This window comes from Thalassobacillus sp. CUG 92003 (genome assembly GCF_013618635.1).
Classification (GTDB): domain Bacteria; phylum Bacillota; class Bacilli; order Bacillales; family Halobacillaceae; genus CUG-92003.
This window is the reverse complement of the sequence record NZ_JABLSJ010000002.1, coordinates 274,673-288,771: the sequence shown is the minus strand read 5'-3', so window position 1 is coordinate 288,771 and position 14,099 is coordinate 274,673. Positions and strand designations below refer to the sequence as shown.

Genomic DNA, 14,099 nt, shown 5'->3' with positions numbered 1-14,099 from the left:
CCCAGGGCGTGGCCCTGAGGTCTGTTCATTTATTAGCTTATGAAGTTACATTTCCCTCGTTTCCAGTCTGCTTATGAGCTGGAAGTTGTAAGGGTTGCGGCTTGGCCTTTTTCTTCGTCAGTTCAGACACAATGAAGATGAAGACAAACGCCGCGACACAAGCGAGCGTTCTGAAAGGGAATAACACGATGCCACCTTCTGAAATCATTGGGTAAGGAAGGAAAGCAGGCAATCCTAGTGCTGGTTCTCCGCCTCCTATCCTTAAGAATAAGGCGACGGCAAACCCTGCAATCGAACCGTAAATATTGGCATTTTTATAAAATAAAGCCATTGTCAATTGCGGGAAAAGGATTGTGTAAACCAAATCGGATGCCAGATACCAAAGTGTATAAACACTCTGGACGTTTAAAGCAATGATCATGGCACCCACACCAATGATAATGATCGTCCGTTTGATGACTTTTTTCAGTTTGTCCTGGCTGGCTTCAGGATTGATCAACGGGCGATAAATATTCCAGGAAGCCATAGACGAAGCAGAGAGAATAGATGAGTCCATGGAGGACATGACGGCAGCTGCCAGCGCCCCCAGTCCAACTGAAGCAACCAGTTCAGGCGTTAAATACCGTAAGACGTGCGGAAGAATCACGGAAGCATTTTCCGGATCCGGAAGCCCCATACCGGCCCAATCAATATTGAAACCTACCATTCCAATCAACACAGCGGGAATCGCCGCTATAATGCAAATGAAACCGGCAGTTATCGATAGCCACATCGCTGTTTTTTCATTTTTAGCGGATAGGACACGCTGGAAATAGACTTGCCACGCGATACCGCCGAATACCAGCAGCAAGGCATAGTCGATCCAATTCCAGTACCAATTGCCCCACGCAGGGTCCTGCCAGCCATTTAACGGCGGAATCAATTGAGCATAAGAACCTAGCTCAGCGGAGTAATTCCCCCAGGCTGAATCAATCCCTCCGACATGATTTAAGGCAAATGGGACAACGAGGAAGAGACCGATTAACAGAATAGCCATTTGGAATAGATCGGTGTAAGCAACAGCCCACATACCGCCAAGCACCGTATACGCGATCGCAATGATGCCGGATAAAATAATCGATGTCGTGAAATCGATGTTTAGAATCGTACCAAACGTTGTACCAAGAGCTGTGAGGATAGCTGCACTCCAAAACATCTCCCCAAGCAAAGCAGGGATATAGAGAACACCTGCCATACGTTTGCCAAAGCGCTGTTCAAGCGGATCGATGATTGTCATAAATTCATAACGACGCATTTTACGAGCGTAAAAAATACCACCAATTATTAAACTTAATGCATAACCCCACGGCGCTTGGGCCCAAACAAGCCCATCACTATAAGTGAATTCAGCAGTTCCGTTGACGTAACCGCCACCTACCCACGTGGCAGCCATCGTGAACATCGCAATGCCTAAAGGAAGGCTCCGTTTTGCGACCATCATATCAGAAAGGGTGTTGGAGTTTTTTGTAGCGAGGACGGCTCCTATATAGTAAACGAGGGCATAAAATACAATCATAGCTATAAAGCCGCCCCAATGGATGTTTTCATTGGTCATCCCGATATAGACGACGGCGATCGCCAATAGCAATCCAATTAATAGCATGGGGGCGTTTTTCGCCCAAAATGACTTGTGTTCATTTGAATTTTCTAGCACTTGCATCACTCCTAAATTCTATTAGTAGACAGATTATTATGAATATTCAGTAACTTATGCTGAGCGTACGCCTCCCTTAAATAACGCTATGTTATCCTAAGAGAGCCGTATTGTCTTTTAGTCTTCATCTAAAGGGAGAAGCTCGAATAGTTCTCCGCTTTCAAGCGAGGCAACAAGTTTTTGCAGCCATTGATAGTAAGGTTTTGACGCTTCCATTTGATTATAGATGGCAGCGGCTTCTTCTCTGAGCTCATGATCGAGTTGATCAGATTCCAGCACCTCATCCAACTCCCGTTGAGCGCGTTTGATCGCATCCAAATTAATTTTTGCCTCTCTCATCCACTTTTTCGCAAAAAAGTTAGCGAAAAACTGAAAGAAATCCTTTTCAGCCACAAAGGTCTGTTTGCGTGTTCCTTTGCGGAAGGTTTGCTTCACGATGTTATAATCTTGAAGCTTTTTAACACCCGTGCTCATACTCGGTTTACTCATCCCGAGTTTTTCGCGCATCTCATCGAGTGTCATGTCCTCTTCGAAATACATGGTGCCATACAATGTTCCCGCACTGCGTGTGACACCATAGAGATCAATTGTTTCAGCAATTGAATCCACAACCAACCCTTTTGCTTCTTCAATGGAAGCCCGGGCTTGTTCTTGATAGTCGTTCGACATTTACAACCTCCTACGCAATTAAGTTTATTAAATTTTTTCTTTACAAACTTATCTTAACGAAAAATAAAAACTTGTCAAAACGTTTAAGTTTTTTAATCCCTTTTCCTGCCCATCAGCCCATAGGTTGAGCATGAATTCAGTTTTTTTGTCGTTTTGACAGTATGAGATCACCATGTTAGGGTTGAAACTATTCAAAACGTTAAATATTTTCTTAATAAATTTAACAAACTTATACGCAAAAGGAGTGAAGCGTGTGGAACAACAACAGCACATGTACATTAACGGCAAATGGGTTGATGCCCTTTCAAAAAACACCCGCGACATCATTAATCCTTACAATCAGGAGATTGTCGCAAAAGCAGCTGAAGGAGATGAGCGTGATGCCAAGGAAGCCATCCAAGCTTCCCGAACAGCATTCGATCAAGGTGATTGGGCGAACCTCCCTGCAAACGAACGGGGCGAAATCGTCTATCAGATTGCCCATTTAATTAGAGAAAATAACGAAGAACTGGCTCGACTGGAAACATTGGATTCCGGCAAAACAATAGAAGAAAGCCGAGCGGACATGGACGACATCGCTAATGTCTTCCTATATTTTGCTGGACTTGCTGATAAAGAAGGCGGAGAGATCATCTCCTCCCCTATGCCCGATTCAGAAAGCAAGGTCGTTCGCGAGCCGGTAGGGGTCTGCGGTCAAATTACGCCGTGGAACTATCCCTTGCTGCAAGCTGCCTGGAAAATAGCACCAGCCCTGGCAGCAGGAAACACAATTGTCGTTAAACCTAGTGAAATTACACCGCTGACGACCGTCAAAGTGTTCGAACTGATGGAACAAGCAGGCGTACCAAGCGGTGTGGCCAACCTCGTCCTCGGCCCTGGCCATAACACAGGGGCGGAACTGGCCAACAACGAAAATGTCGACCTTATTTCATTCACAGGCGGCATCGAAACAGGTAAAAAAATCATGCAAGCCGCAAGTGTCAATGTTAAAAACATTGCCTTAGAATTGGGAGGTAAAAATCCTAATCTCGTCTTTGCGGATGCCGACTTTGAAACTGCTGTCGACCAGGCGTTGAATGCCGTCTTTTTCCATGCTGGTCAGGTCTGCTCAGCTGGCGCACGCCTTCTCGTAGAAGAATCGATTCACGATCAATTTGTAGAAGAGCTTGCCACACGTGCTAGCCGTATTACACTTGGCAGCGGTTTTGACAACGAAACGCAAAGCGGCCCGCTTATTTCAGAAGAACATCGCGCCAAAGTAGAACATTACGTTGAAATCGGCAAAGAAGAAGGAGCCCATCTTATTCTGGGCGGAAAACGACCTGATGATCCAGAACTCCAAAATGGGTTCTTCTATCTGCCGACCATCTTCACGGAATGCTCGTCCGACATGAAGATTGTTCAAGAAGAAGTATTTGGCCCTGTTTTAACGATTGAAAAGTTCACCAGTAAAGAGGAGGCCGTTTCACTTGCTAACGACACTATTTATGGTCTATCAGGCGCTGTTTGGTCAACAGACCTTGAAAAAGCCGAATTCGTAGCATCTAAACTTCGCCTTGGCACTGTTTGGATCAACGACTTCCATCCCTACTTTGCCCAAGCCCCCTGGGGTGGATACAAGCAGTCTGGAATCGGTCGCGAATTAGGCCGCCCTGGCTTTGAAGAATACACCGAAACGAAACACATTTTCCGCAATAAGAACCCTGAACCGATTCACTGGTTCAAATAGACTTTAATTGGCCACTTTTTAAAAAGCCTTGAACAAAAAAGTCGTTACAACGGTGCATCAACGAATACCAAAATCAATATCATTGAGGTCTTCCCTGCCGTTCAGATGAACGGCAGGGATTTTTAAGTCGAAGCCCCATCATGTTCGATTTGTTGACAAACAAGACAATACGATTTATCATTTATCTTGAAATCAAGATTTATTTTATTCTTATCTTAGACTCTGTTAATCAGTGGTGCAGACTTGATTCCTAGATGGTGTGCTTTTCACCTCCCGCATAAGGAGCACAAGCGAGATTCAAGCAATCTCTCACGAATGTAACAGAGTCTTCACAGTTACATCAGTTTTAGGAGGTAATATAATATGGAAAGCTTAGGTATCTTACTCATCCGGCTGTTAGTCGGCCTATCATTCGCTGGACACGGGGCACAAAAAGTGTTTGGTATGTTTGGCGGCCATGGCTTACAAAGTACTGGAGGATTTTTTGAATCCCTTAATATAAAACCTGGAAAAGCGATGGCCCTCGTTGCGGGGTTATCTGAAATCATAGGTGGATTGTTTTTCGCAGCAGGTTTTCTCACCCCGCTTGCAGCATTATTAATCGTTGTTACCATGATCGTCGCTATCGTGAAAGTCCATGGCCAGAATGGTTTCTGGTCTACACAAAGCGGTTACGAGTATAACGCCGTATTGATCGTGGTTGCAGTCGGCATTGCACTTACCGGACCAGGCAAGTTTGCTTTAGATTATCTGATCTTTTAAGAACAATCTGAGGAGGAGTTTGATATGAAACTTAAAGGTATTCACCACGTTTCTGCTATTACCGCCAATGCAGCAAAGAACTATGAATTCTATACGCACGTACTTGGCATGCGGCTCGTTAAAAAAACGGTCAATCAGGATGCCCATTCCATGTACCACCTGTTTTACGCAGACGAAGTCGGCAATCCAGGTACCGACCTGACGTTTTTCGAAATCCCCAACGCCGGCAATACGTATAGCGGAAATCAAAGCATTTCCACAACGTCCTTACGCGTGGCAAATGACAGCGCCCTGCAATACTGGAAAGAAAGATTTGAACAGTTTGATGTCGAACATGAAGCGATTCAGGAACGTTTTGGCCGTCAGACGCTCGCCTTTCAAGATCCTGAAGGCCAGCGCTTAATGCTCGTCTCAGATGAGCATAACAATGGCGTCGAATCAGGCACACCATGGGATCGCAGCCCCGTTCCTCAAAATCAAGGCATACGCGGCCTCGGCCCTATAAGGTTGACAGTCGCTGAGCTGAATCCTACTCAAACCGTGTTGACCGACTTCTTAGGCTTTGAAAAATCGGGACATTATCAAGGAAACGACGGCGACATACATGTATTTTCCACAGGAGCCGGAGGCACAGGTGCGGAAGTGCATGTCGAAGAACAAGCAGGCCAATCACAAGAACGCCCCGGCCGTGGCAGTGTCCACCACGTGGCCTTCCGAGTCGAGGATGAACATGAACTGGCCGAATGGGAAAAGCGTATGAAACAGGCACGCATCCCGAATTCCGGACTTGTCGATCGCTTCTACTTCAAATCATTATACTTCCGCGAACCTAATGGCATACTGTTTGAGCTTGCTACAGACGGCCCTGGATTCGCCACAGATGAAAACGTCGACCATTTAGGTGAAAGTCTTGCTCTCCCTCCGTTCCTTGAACACAAGCGTGAACAAATTGAAGCAAGCTTGAACCCGTTGAAAACGTAAATGAGGACTTCGTTTGGTGGAGCGGCAGATATTCTGCCGCTCCACTTCTTGCTTGGACTGATATCTTTGGCGGTGCGACCGATATAGTTGTTTTGGACCGATATCTTCAGGCGTTTGATCGATATATCTGATTTTAGTCTGATATTCTGGCGCGCGACCGATATTGCGGAATTTGGACCGATATCTCAAGACATTGGACTGATATCCACGCGTGCGGCTGATAGATCCGAGCTTACCCACAACAAAAAAGAAAGGGTGCCCCTAGCAGCGAACTGCTTAAGGGCACCCTTTCTTTTTTGTCATTTCTATTGTCTTAAGCGGTCTTTGACCCAGTTGATGATACCGCCGCTTTCCATAATTTCGATTTGGCGTTCAGACAAGTCGTGACGTACTTTAATTTGCTTGTCCTTGCCTTTAACTTCAATCATGAATTCGTTCCCTTCATGAATTTTCTTGCGCAAGTCCTTCAGCTGCAAGACATCGCCTTGTTCTAGCTCTTCATGATCGGACTCATTCACGAAAACAAGTGGCAATACGCCGAAGTTAGCGAGGTTTTGCCAATGGATACGGGCAAAGTCCTTCACGATGGCAACTCGAAGACCCAGATATTTTGGAGCTAACGCAGCATGCTCACGGCTTGAACCTTGACCATAGTTAGCACCGCCGACAACAGCGTGTCCGCCTTGATCTTTGATATCCATCGCACGATCATAATAACTTTCATCAACAATTTCAAAAGTGAACTTAGCAATTTCCGGTAAATTACTACGGTAAGGCAGGACACGCGCCCCTCCTGCTAAGATTTCGTCTGTTGAAATGTTATCGCCCATTTTCAGAAGCACAGGAACCTCCATATCATTTGGAAGCTCGTTCATTTTCGGTATAGAGGCGATGTTTGGCCCCTTCACCAGATCGACTTGCTGTGCTTTTTCTTTCGGTAATGGTTCTTCAAGCAGTTGCGTATCAACAGTTGGCTGTTCAAGTTCCTGAACTTTTGGATAATCAAAATCCATCGTTCGTGGATCTGTGATCATCCCCGTTAATGCAGATACGGCTGCGACTTCCGGGCTGCATAGGAAAACACTGTCTTCTTTGGTACCAGAACGGCCTGGGAAGTTTCGAGGGGTCGTTCTTAAGCTGTTCCGACCTGTAGCCGGCGCCTGTCCCATGCCGATGCATCCGTTACAGCCTGCCTGGTGCAAACGCGCTCCAGCCTGAAGAAAGTTCGCAATATGTCCTTGTTGGGAAAGATCAATCAACATCTGTCGTGACGTCGGGTTCAAATCAAATGAGAGTCCATCTGCAATTTGACGTCCTTCTACAATTTTGGAAGCAATCGCAAAATCACGGAATCCCGGATTAGCTGATGATCCAATATACGATTGGTAAATCGGTTCACCTGCCACCTCATTGACCGGAACCACATTTCCGGGACTGGACGGCTTCGCAATCATAGGGACTAATTCAGATAGGTTGATTTCTTCTTCAACATCATAAGTGGCATCCTGATCTGCCTTCAATTCAATCCATTCATCTTCACGACCCTGTAATTTCATATAACGCTTCGTCTCTTCATCGGATGGGAAAACGGTAGCGGTAGCTCCTAGTTCAGCTCCCATATTAGCGATGACGTGACGATCCATCGCGGTCAGTTCTTTCAATCCAGGACCATAATATTCAAAGATATGGTTAACGCCACCTTTTACTCCATGACGGCGCAACATTTCAAGAATAGCATCTTTGGCGCTTACCCAATCCGGGAGTTCGCCTGTGACCTTGACGCCCCAAACTTTCGGCATTTTCACATAGAAAGGTTCTCCGGCGATGGCCATCGCTACGTCAATGCCGCCAGCACCAATCGCGAGCATACCCATACAGCCGTTTGCACACGTATGACTGTCTGAGCCAAGCAGCGTTCGTCCTGGTCGAGCTAACCGCTGCATGTGTACTGGGTGACTTACGCCATTACCCGGCCGACTGAAATACAATCCGAATCGTTCAGCAGCACTTTCTAAAAACAAGTGATCGTCAGGATTTTTACTGTCTTCCTGAATCAAGTTATGGTCAACATACTGAGCAGAAGCTTCCGTTTTTGCCCGGTCGATTCCCATCGCTTCAAGCTCCAGCATCACCATCGTACCTGTGGCATCCTGCGTGAGAGTTTGATCAATTTTCAAACCAATCTCCGCACCTGGATCCATCTTTCCTTCCACTAAGTGATCCTTGATGAGTTTCTGAGCAACGTTATAACCCATTAAACTTCCTCCTTTGACCTATGTTCAAAGATTCCTTTACCAGTTCCATCTCGAACTGGTTGTTGTCGATGTATTCCACCTTAAACTCTATACTATATTTGTTTAGAAGCATAGAAAGGTGACTTAATACAACACAAGGATTAATTGACGTACTTATTTATTTAATACCCTTTCTTGTGGGTATTTACTCATATAATTCATACTTTTCCTCTTATTTGTCATTATTAGGAATTCTTCTTCACTATTTCAACATATTTTGAATTCAAACGACTTCATTTGATAAACTAAACATAATATTGATATAGAGTGAACAATTTAAATATATTTCAAAAATAATTAATTAGTCCCGAAACCAACATTTTTTATAGTCTTTTATACTCATTAAAATGATAGTTAATGGAATGAAGGTGCAAAATGATCATTCCGAAAGCACCTTAACATACCCCGCTTTACATCCTTTCCTAATTCTTACTTTCCTTTCTCCTTTCTTAAGCCTTTTGAGAGAAGGCAATCCTATGTATAATAAGAATTACAAAACTTAACAACTGAGTTTGGGAGGTTCCGCCCGTGCATATCGGCAGAAGAATATATGTGTATCGTCGGAAAAACAACTACACATTAAAGGATCTATCAAACAGCGTATATTCCATCTCCCAAGTCAGCAGGGTTGAAAATGAGCACAACCAGCCCAATGAGGAATTTTTGCGTTCCATCGCTCCAACATTAGAAGTACCGCCTGATTTTTTACTTAATCACAGTAATGAAGATATTGAACTCCAATATTTGTTACTGCAGATGCAATCTTCTATCATCCTAAATATGGAGCGGGCTGAAGAGTTGATCGAAATGATCGAAGAAAGCTATTTTCAATACCTCCAGCCCATAAAGATGGAAATTTTTTACCTCTTGCTCAAAGGTGCTTTTTTGTACAAGAAAGAAAGATATGAGGAAGCAGAGTACATTTATGACACCTATCTTCAGTATTATTTAGACGGCGTCAACCCAGGATACTTGTCTTCACCATTAGAAGAAGCTCATCATTACTTCCAAGGGGCAAAAAATTACTACAACAGGAATTTCAATGCAAGTCTTGAACATTTCGAGAGGTTTAATAGACTATCAGATGCCCCCTCAATAAGAGCCGCCATCAGTTACAATATGGCCTTAATTCACCGGGGGATAAATAATTATCAAAATGCGATTAACTATACTCATACAGCGCTTCAAAACTATAAGAATCTCAATAAACCTTTTGATGAATGTCGCAGCCATAACTTACTCGGTTCCCTCTATGGGGAGATTGATTTATATGACGAAGCCGCTAAAGAGTTAGAACAAGCAAAAGAGAAAGCATTAAAGAATAATTATACTTCTTTACTTGGTAGAATCTACCACAATTATGGTATGGTTTTGAGTGATACTGAGAGAATTGAAGAAGCCATAGTTAACTTTAAGGAGTCTATCAAACATAAAGATACTGCTAGTCTATTAATTACGTACCGATCCTTAATTGAATGCTTATTAAAAACTAACAAGACAACCGAGGCAAACAACTTATTCTTAAAAGCTTCCTCTTACTCAACCAGAGATGATGACTACTTTAAACTATTAACCTCTTTTATAGATTACTACTTACAAATGGAAAATGATGAAGACTTTATTAAAAGTATTAGAAAAGCAATGGAATACTTTGAGGAGTCTGAACAATATAGACATTTAAGAGGTTTAGCAACTAAACTTGGGGACTACTATTATAATAAAGGTAAGTATAAACAAGCTGCTCACTTTTATAAATATGATTTAAAATTGTTCTCAGGAAACTATTAGGTAACACGAAAGGATTTCATTAACGAAATTCTTTCTAAAATATATTTAGGAGGATTATAACATGAAAAAATTTGTTGCATGTGTAGCTGCATTAGGCTTCGTTCTAACTCTAGGCTTCAGTTCATTAAATGGTGTTGGTACTGTTGAAGCTGGTGAGTACGACGTAGGTGGAATTAATTCTGTAGAGGATGGAGCTTAATTGTTCCACTCGTTCACTAATGAACCATTGCACTTGCATGGTTCATTTTTTTTGCTCTTTATACCCTAGCTGTACATATAACGAAGGATTTCGACAGCATCATTTAAGCCCCTACCTCCCCTAGTATTGCCAATCAACTCCCTGAAATAGAACCTCTCTTTCCCAGATTGCTTTTTTGATACAAGAAAAGAAATGAAGATTATGCATTTATCTACAACTGTTCCTCAACTTTGCTATAAAATGAGGCTATTTGCCACATCAGAATTTTGTCTTAATTTGTCGAATAGCTGGCAATTTCACATTGATATATTATACTGAAGATATTATATATATACAGAAAGGTCAGTAGATGCGACATGAGACATGGTATTTCTATCAAATCAAAGCGAATCGCACAAGGCCGCACCAAGCATGAACTGGCGAACGGAATTTGTTCGGCTGACTATTTAGATAAAATAGAAGATAATACCATCCAACCGATGCTTGAGACGATCGATCAGCTGTATAAGCGATTAGACCACCAAGAGCCCGCATCTAGATCTGAAAAACATGAGCAAGTTTTGCACGATATTCAATCGTTTCTCGACAATATTAAAGCTGAACATGACCAGGGTACACTGAGCAGTCAGTTGAAGAAGATTCAGCATTCGATTGCTAAGGTCAATGATGTTAACCTGCATCTCTGTTTATATGTGTACCACATGCGGTACGCCATTTATACAGGCGACATTACACATGCCTTAACACTCAGTAAGGATTTAGAATCATGCAAAGATGAGTTTTCTGCTAAACTCTCGTTTTACTATCATTTATTTACTGGGATGGCTTTATACAAAAATGAAGAGTTCAACCGCTCTATCCGTACTTTACAAACAGCTGAAGCTTTGATTAACCAGACTTCCGTTGAAGAGCCGGAACTCTGGTACTATGCAGGGTTAGCTTACTGTAAAAAAGGAAAAGTATTGAAGTCGATATCGTATACAGAGCAAGCCTTACAAATCTATGCCAAGCAAATGAACTATAAGTACATCACAAAATGTAACCTGCTGCTCGGCATGAACTATATTAAAGCCCAGGAATACGATCAGGCTCAACAGCAATTTTCCGGCATCATCCATATCACGCAGGATACTGTCGATTTTCAAATTATTAAATCACAAGCCCTGCATAATTTGGGGTATGTTTATTACTTACAGCAAGAGTATGAACAGGCCCTATACTATTTAAGCGAAAGTGAACAAGCTAAAACAGGCAAAGGCAAAATTACATCGTTGTATCTGATGGCTAAAGTGTTAATGGAATCGAATGATCCACAGGGCGCCAGTAATATGATTAAGAGAGGGCTGGATTTGTCTAAAGCGTGTGATCATACGAAGTACACGTATAAATTTTATTTGCTTGATTATGTTTTATCAGGGATTGTTAACACCGATATTACGTACCATTTAGAAAAGGCGCTTGTGTTTTTTGAAGCAAACGGAGAAGATGATGAACGGAAAGAGATATTAAAACATTTAGGTGAAACCTATTTTCAACTGCAGGATTATAAACGATCTGCTCATTATTACCACAAACTTCATCAGGAAACCTGATACTAAAGTGAATGCGACAACTATCAGATGTGATAAAAAGCGTGTTGGGAACGTATATAGCGTAGTCAAAACACGGAGACTCCCACGGGAGCAGCGCGAGCTGAAGATCCCGCAGGAAAGTGGTCTTTCTTTTTTGACTGAGCGATCATGGAACACCTTCCTTAAAACACAAAAATGCCGAACGATTCGAAAATCAGTTCGGCATTTTTTGTGTTTTATTCAGTTCTGTCTATTAAGAGGTGACGGGGTACTTCGCTTTCGTCCATGCAAGGTATCCGCCTTTTAGATTTTTCGTTTGCTTGAAGCCGTTCGCTTGCAGGATGCTTACTGCAATTGCTGCTCGCGCTCCGGAGCGGCAATGGACAATCGGTGTTTTATCTGCGGGGATCTCGTTGATTCGTTCGGGCAGGTCCCCCAGCATGACATGCAGGGCGTTTTCGATGTGGCCGGCGTCCCATTCGGATTGATAACGGACGTCGACTATCAGGAATTCCTCCTCATGTCTGAAATACTCTTTCAATTGTGCTGCTGAGATTTCCTCATACGTTTCCAGTTTGCTCATGTTCTCCAACTCCTGGGCGTCTACCATGCCTTTTAGATGATCCAGTCCAATCGACTGCAGGACCTTTTGAATATCCTCTCGGTGAGAAGGATCTCCTATAAGGCTTATCTCTTGATTATAAGGCAGAAGCCACCCTGCCCAATTCGCGAATGATGCATTAAACGGAATATTGATGGTGCCAGGCAGATGACCTTCCGCAAATGCTGATGATGGCCGCGTATCTACGACGAATTGCTTCTCTGTATCCAATTGATCAAGGTCCATCATGCTGACAGATTGCTGATTCACATAAGCGGGCCCTTCTTTATTCAATTTTTTCATCATGGCAAAATACTTAGGTGGTTCAGGTTGCCCTTCCAGCAATTGCTGCACAAATGTTGCACGATCTTCGATTTGAAATGCCCAATTGGTGCGTTTTTCGTAACCGACGGTTGATAAAGGGACGGAGCCTAATGATTTCCCGCAAGCACTGCCTGCTCCATGGCCGGGCCATATTTGCACATAATCAGGTAATGATTTGAAACGCTGAATGGAGTCGTACATCGTTGCTGCACTAGATTCGGAACTCCCTGTTTCCCCTGCCGCTTTTTCCAGTAAGTCCGGGCGGCCTACGTCACCAACGAAAACAAAATCACCTGTAAATACCCCCATTGGTGTGTCTGCTCCCCCTCCTTCGTCTGTCAAAATAAAGGACAGGCTTTCCGGCGTGTGGCCCGGGGTATGCATAACCTCAAGCTTGATGTTTCCGACGTAGAACACGTCACCATCGTTGAGCAGTTGATGGGCGATATACTCCACGTATTGATATTTCCAGTCAGCTTCTCCTTCATTTGATAGATAGAGTGTAGCCTCTGCTTGTTTGGCCATTTCCTTAGCTCCAGAAACAAAATCGGCATGAATATGGGTTTCTGCTGCGGCCGATAATGTGAAGCCTTCTTTTTCAGCTGTTTCGAAATAAGCGCTAAGATCTCGCGCTGGATCAATGACTAACGCTTCTCCTGTACGCTGACACCCGATTAAATAAGATTTTTGAGCAAGGTTTTCATCAAAAAAAGACTCAAAATACATATTAACCCTCCAGACTATTCATAACGTTTGTGTCAATTATATACCCCTGCCCGTATGAAAGTAAACTCTTCTGCATCTTTATTCCATGTTGAAAGGGAATTCTCCTGCTCGTTTAATTTTGATGTGATAATACAAAACCTTATGAGAGCAATCGTCAACGGATACAGGATTTTAGGTACAGAGAGGATCGTACACATAAAAAAGCACACCGTTAAGGTATGCTCTCGACGTTTATCCTAAGTTGAAGTATTGCTCAACTACTTTAGAGGGAGTTTGATTTTGCAGAGCTGTGAAAATGCGATCCATATTGTTCATGCGATTAATATCCGCAGCATCAACATCTTCGTAACTGACTCCTTCAAGCATAGATTCAACCGTGGTTTTAATTTCTCTCATCATGCCGAGGACACGTCGGTTCGAAGTTTTTGTATAAACGATTTCCTCTGATGCTTCAAGAAATTGATCCTTTATCTCTTGATCCAATTCCAGTAATTGCAACAGTTGCTTCAATGAACCTTTCAAGACGTTATCAATATTCTCAAATTGTTCTTTTTCCAAGCCGAACAATAATAAATTGAGCCCAGTTTTATCATTCATGAGCAGTACACACTTCCGGTCATTCCACTTGAACATATTCATGTGCCACTTGTTAATCTCTGGTGTTTCGACATGATCTTGCGGTTCTAACGTTTTGTTTAATTCTTTCGCTAATTTTTGCGTGGTCCCGATAACAAACATACATAGCCTCCGTTCAACTTATCT

At 43.0% G+C, this 14,099-nt stretch carries 11 protein-coding genes; 6 read left to right on the top strand and 5 right to left on the bottom strand.

Features of this window, described 5'->3' with window-relative positions; genetic code table 11:
• Positions 1-37 precede the first annotated feature (37 nt).
• A complete protein-coding gene (locus tag HOP45_RS04055; protein WP_181347790.1) occupies positions 38-1,642 on the bottom strand; it encodes a high affinity choline transporter 1 in 1,605 nt (534 codons plus the stop codon).
• 168 nt (positions 1,643-1,810) lie between these two features.
• Complete coding sequence (gene cudC, locus HOP45_RS04050) at positions 1,811-2,362, bottom strand: choline uptake/conversion transcriptional regulator CudC (protein ID WP_181347627.1); 552 nt, start codon at positions 2,360-2,362, stop codon at positions 1,811-1,813.
• A gap of 271 nt (positions 2,363-2,633) precedes the next feature.
• Between cudC and betB the strand changes: the two genes are divergently transcribed.
• The 3 genes from betB to HOP45_RS04035 all read left to right on the top strand — a co-directional run bounded on the left by betB (position 2,634) and on the right by HOP45_RS04035 (position 5,834).
• Complete coding sequence (gene betB / locus HOP45_RS04045) at positions 2,634-4,091, top strand: betaine-aldehyde dehydrogenase (protein ID WP_255437488.1); 1,458 nt, start codon at positions 2,634-2,636, stop codon at positions 4,089-4,091.
• A 363-nt stretch (positions 4,092-4,454) separates the two neighbouring features.
• Positions 4,455-4,853: a DoxX family protein gene (locus HOP45_RS04040; RefSeq protein ID WP_181347625.1), complete on the top strand. Its 399-nt coding sequence runs from the start codon at positions 4,455-4,457 to the stop codon at positions 4,851-4,853.
• Positions 4,854-4,877: 24 nt separating this feature from the next.
• On the top strand, positions 4,878-5,834 hold the full coding sequence (locus HOP45_RS04035; RefSeq protein ID WP_181347624.1) for a ring-cleaving dioxygenase: 957 nt from the start codon (positions 4,878-4,880) through the stop codon (positions 5,832-5,834).
• Positions 5,835-6,139: 305 nt separating this feature from the next.
• Here HOP45_RS04035 and HOP45_RS04030 read toward each other — a convergent pair whose 3' ends face one another.
• Complete coding sequence (locus HOP45_RS04030; RefSeq protein WP_181347623.1) at positions 6,140-8,089, bottom strand: aconitate hydratase; 1,950 nt, start codon at positions 8,087-8,089, stop codon at positions 6,140-6,142.
• Positions 8,090-8,656: 567 nt separating this feature from the next.
• Between HOP45_RS04030 and HOP45_RS04025 the strand changes: the two genes are divergently transcribed.
• From HOP45_RS04025 to HOP45_RS04015, 3 genes are all read left to right on the top strand, one after another.
• Positions 8,657-9,916, top strand: coding sequence for a helix-turn-helix domain-containing protein (locus HOP45_RS04025; RefSeq protein ID WP_181347622.1), 1,260 nt, complete (start codon positions 8,657-8,659; stop codon positions 9,914-9,916).
• A 61-nt stretch (positions 9,917-9,977) separates the two neighbouring features.
• Positions 9,978-10,115: a hypothetical protein gene (locus HOP45_RS04020; protein ID WP_181347621.1), complete on the top strand. Its 138-nt coding sequence runs from the start codon at positions 9,978-9,980 to the stop codon at positions 10,113-10,115.
• A gap of 356 nt (positions 10,116-10,471) precedes the next feature.
• Entirely contained in the window at positions 10,472-11,707 is a 1,236-nt protein-coding gene (locus tag HOP45_RS04015; protein ID WP_181347620.1) for a tetratricopeptide repeat protein, read from the top strand.
• 232 nt (positions 11,708-11,939) lie between these two features.
• Here HOP45_RS04015 and HOP45_RS04010 read toward each other — a convergent pair whose 3' ends face one another.
• Entirely contained in the window at positions 11,940-13,337 is a 1,398-nt protein-coding gene (locus HOP45_RS04010; RefSeq protein ID WP_181347619.1) for an MBL fold metallo-hydrolase, read from the bottom strand.
• A 231-nt stretch (positions 13,338-13,568) separates the two neighbouring features.
• On the bottom strand, positions 13,569-14,075 hold the full coding sequence (locus HOP45_RS04005; RefSeq protein ID WP_181347618.1) for a DUF6933 domain-containing protein: 507 nt from the start codon (positions 14,073-14,075) through the stop codon (positions 13,569-13,571).
• Between the last annotated feature and the right edge of the window lie 24 nt (positions 14,076-14,099).

Excerpts from the sequence above, each read along its gene's own strand:
- HOP45_RS04055 (WP_181347790.1), bottom strand. The coding sequence starts at position 1,642 with ATGCTATTAATTGGATTGCTATTGGCGATCGCCGTCGTCTATATCGGG.
- cudC (WP_181347627.1), bottom strand. The coding sequence starts at position 2,362 with ATGTCGAACGACTATCAAGAACAAGCCCGGGCTTCCATTGAAGAAGCA.
- betB (WP_255437488.1), top strand. The coding sequence starts at position 2,634 with ATGTACATTAACGGCAAATGGGTTGATGCCCTTTCAAAAAACACCCGC.
- HOP45_RS04040 (WP_181347625.1), top strand. The coding sequence starts at position 4,455 with ATGGAAAGCTTAGGTATCTTACTCATCCGGCTGTTAGTCGGCCTATCA.
- HOP45_RS04035 (WP_181347624.1), top strand. The coding sequence starts at position 4,878 with ATGAAACTTAAAGGTATTCACCACGTTTCTGCTATTACCGCCAATGCA.
- HOP45_RS04030 (WP_181347623.1), bottom strand. The coding sequence starts at position 8,089 with ATGGGTTATAACGTTGCTCAGAAACTCATCAAGGATCACTTAGTGGAA.
- HOP45_RS04020 (WP_181347621.1), top strand. The coding sequence starts at position 9,978 with ATGAAAAAATTTGTTGCATGTGTAGCTGCATTAGGCTTCGTTCTAACT.
- HOP45_RS04015 (WP_181347620.1), top strand. The coding sequence starts at position 10,472 with ATGAGACATGGTATTTCTATCAAATCAAAGCGAATCGCACAAGGCCGC.
- HOP45_RS04010 (WP_181347619.1), bottom strand. The coding sequence starts at position 13,337 with ATGTATTTTGAGTCTTTTTTTGATGAAAACCTTGCTCAAAAATCTTAT.
- HOP45_RS04005 (WP_181347618.1), bottom strand. The coding sequence starts at position 14,075 with ATGTTTGTTATCGGGACCACGCAAAAATTAGCGAAAGAATTAAACAAA.